This is a genomic window from Streptomyces sp. WELS2, from assembly GCF_013870595.1.
In the GTDB taxonomy this organism is placed as follows: Bacteria; Actinomycetota; Actinomycetes; order Streptomycetales; family Streptomycetaceae; genus Streptomyces.
In genome coordinates, this window is record NZ_JACBWZ010000818.1 from 1 (window position 1) to 2,712 (window position 2,712).

2 protein-coding genes are annotated in these 2,712 nt (G+C 74.7%); one reads left to right on the top strand and one right to left on the bottom strand.

All coding sequences use genetic code 11. From position 1 onward, the window contains the following. A partial coding sequence (locus H5J33_RS30280) for an AAA family ATPase (protein ID WP_309485523.1) occupies nucleotides 1-2,256 on the bottom strand: 2,256 nt, incomplete at its 3' end. A 348-nt stretch (nucleotides 2,257-2,604) separates the two neighbouring features. Between H5J33_RS30280 and H5J33_RS30285 the strand changes: the two genes are divergently transcribed. Beyond that, nucleotides 2,605-2,712: DUF2510 domain-containing protein (locus H5J33_RS30285; RefSeq protein ID WP_181797977.1), on the top strand; the 108-nt coding region annotated here is incomplete at its 3' end.

Sequence of the window (2,712 nt, forward strand, 5' to 3'; positions counted from 1 at the left end):
CGCGAGGACCGGGTTGTGGCCGCCGCGCGAGGCGGCGGTCTTCTCGGCGGCCTCCAGTTCGCTCACGCCTTCCGCGGTGCGGCCGAGGGCGAGCAGCAGCCGGCCCCGCACGGAGCGGATGTCGGGCAGCACGATCGTGGACGGGTACGGCGGTGCGAAGCCGTACTGCCCGGCGACCGACCAGGCCTCCTCCACCCGGCCGCGGGCCAGCAGGGTGTCGACGAGTCCGCAGGTGGCCGACCAGTACAACGGCAGGCGGCGGCCGACGCGTTCGGCGAGCCGCACGGCTTCGCGCAGGGTGGTCTCGGCGTCGCGCAGCCGGCCCTGTCTGCGATAGGCGAGCCCCAGGAAGGCGTTGGCCAGGGAGAGGTGGACGCCGCGCCAGCCGGCCGAGGTGTAGACGCGCCGGGCCTCGGAGAACAGGCTTTCGGCACGGTCGAGTTGGTCGGCGTAGGCGTACGCACTGCCGAGCATCATCAGCAGTTCCATGCCCCACTCGGGGTCGGTCCAGCCGAGACCGGGCGCGAGGCGGCCGTTGACGAGGGCGCGGTCGCACAGGTCGACGACCGCGTCGGCGCTCTCGCCGTGGGTCATGGCGTCGAAGGCGCGCAGGATCAGCAGCGCGCGCTCGGCGTTGTCGCGGCCGGTGCAGGTGCTCGCGAGTTCGGCGAGGCGCCGGGAGCGGGCCGGGGCGACGGTCTCGCCGTGGATGCCCTCCCACATGAACTGGAACGCCTGCAGCCGCAGCCGCACCGGGCCTGCCGCGTGCCGGGCGGCCTCGGCCTCGACGGTGCGGACGGCCTCCTCCAGCTGGTCGTTGTGGAGCAGCGCCTGGGAGAGGCGGACGACGGCGTCGACCCGCTCGTCCCCGTCCAGGCCGGGCATGCCGAGCGCGCTGCGCAACTGCTCGATGGAGACGGCGGGGTTGGTCAGCAGGGTGGCGCAGCCCAGTTCGTACAGCACATGGGCGTGCACCTCGGGCAGGGGCGGCTCCCGCAGCGCGCGTTCCAGGCAGCGGCGGGCGGCGTCCGGCGCGCCGACGGCGAGGTGTTCGCGGGCCGCCTGACGCAGTTGCTCGACGAGTTCCTCGTCCTCGTCCGGGTGCACCTTCAGCAGGTGCCGGGCGGCCTCGGCGGCGCCCCGGCCCAGCTCGTTGATGATCTGCGCGGCGACGCCGTGCATGGCGGTGCACACCCCGGAGGGGATGGACTGGTAGACGTCGGTGGCGATGAGCGGGTGGACGAACTCCAGCTCTCCGGTGTCCCCTTCGGCGTCCGTGGCGGGTCGGGGGCGGGTGAGGATGCGGGCGGTGCACAGCACGTCGGCGCAAGCGCGGGCGAGGTCGTCGTCCATGGTGGCGAGGCGGGCGACCGTGTCGACGGTGATGCCGGTGCCGAGGATGGCGGCGGCCCAGGCGAACCGGGTGGCCTCCAGGCCGAGGCCCTTGAGCCGGTCGACCAGTCCGCCGCCGCGGGCCGCGTGGTTGAGGGCGCGCAGCTGTCCGGCGTGCGCCTCGACCGGCGCCAGTTCGCTGTCGTGCACCTTGGCGAGGAGTTCGACGGTCTCGAAGGGGTTGCCGTCGGTGACCGCCCAGACCTCGCGGCAGAACGCGTCGTCGGCGTGCCGGCCGAGGGTGGCGCGGGTGAGGCCGGCGGTGGCGCCCGGGGTGAGGGCGCTGAGGTCGTTGACCGGGCGGCCCGCGGCGGCGATCGCGTCGAGGTGGCGGGCGCCGGTCCCGTCGGCCTGGTCGGGCCTGCGGGCGACCACGACGAGTACGGGCACGTCGTCCAGGCGTTCGGCGAACGCGGCGAGCCAGCGCAGGGTTTCCGGGTCGGCCCAGTGGGCGTCGTCGAGCATCAGGACGAGCGGCCAGGTGCGGCGGGCGATCCGGCGTACGGCGGAGACGAGTCCGTCGCGGACGTAGTGCGGGTCGGCGTTGTCGCCGCGCGGTTCCGCTATGCCGAGGGCGGGGCCGGCGATGTCGTGCCAGTCGCCGAGGTGGTCGCGGAGCTCGTCGGGCGGGAGGGACAGCAGCGCGGGCTGGAGCAGTTGCCGCAGGACGTGGAACGGGACGGATCTGAGGGTCTCGGCGCCGCGGGCGGACCAGACGGAGCAGCCGCGGCGCTCGGCCATGCGGCGGATCTCGGCCAGCAGCGCGGTCTTGCCGATTCCGGCCTTGCCGCGGAAGACCAGCAGGGCGCCCGTGGCGTTCCGGCCGGCGCACAGGGCGTCGAGCGCCGCCGTGACGGTGGCGATCTCGGCGTCCCGTTCCTACAGGGGTGCCGAGCCGGCCGCCGTTGGCCGTCCGTCCGTCATCCCGTTTCCCTCCCCAGGTCGCCCGCACGGCATACAGGCCCCGAGCGTAGCCGTCCGGCGTGGCCCGCGGGGGTGGTCGGGTCAGGTGCTGCCCGGCCGGGTGAAAGACGGTACGCACGGGTGACTCCGGCCCCGGGCCGGCCGGTGGTGAGGGCGGCGCCGGGACGGGCCGCGGCCGCCCAAGGCGGCCCACGGGGAAGCGGGTTTCCCCGGCGGGGTTTCCCGTTCCGCCCACCCGGCGCCGAATCCTCTCATCACACTTTCACCGACACCTCATACGGTGGGGGCATGACGCAGGTGACTCCTCCCGGGTGGTACCCCGACCCCGGGCAGACGAACGACGCCCCGCCCACCGAGCGCTGGTGGGACGGTACGGCCTGGACGGACCGGACCCGC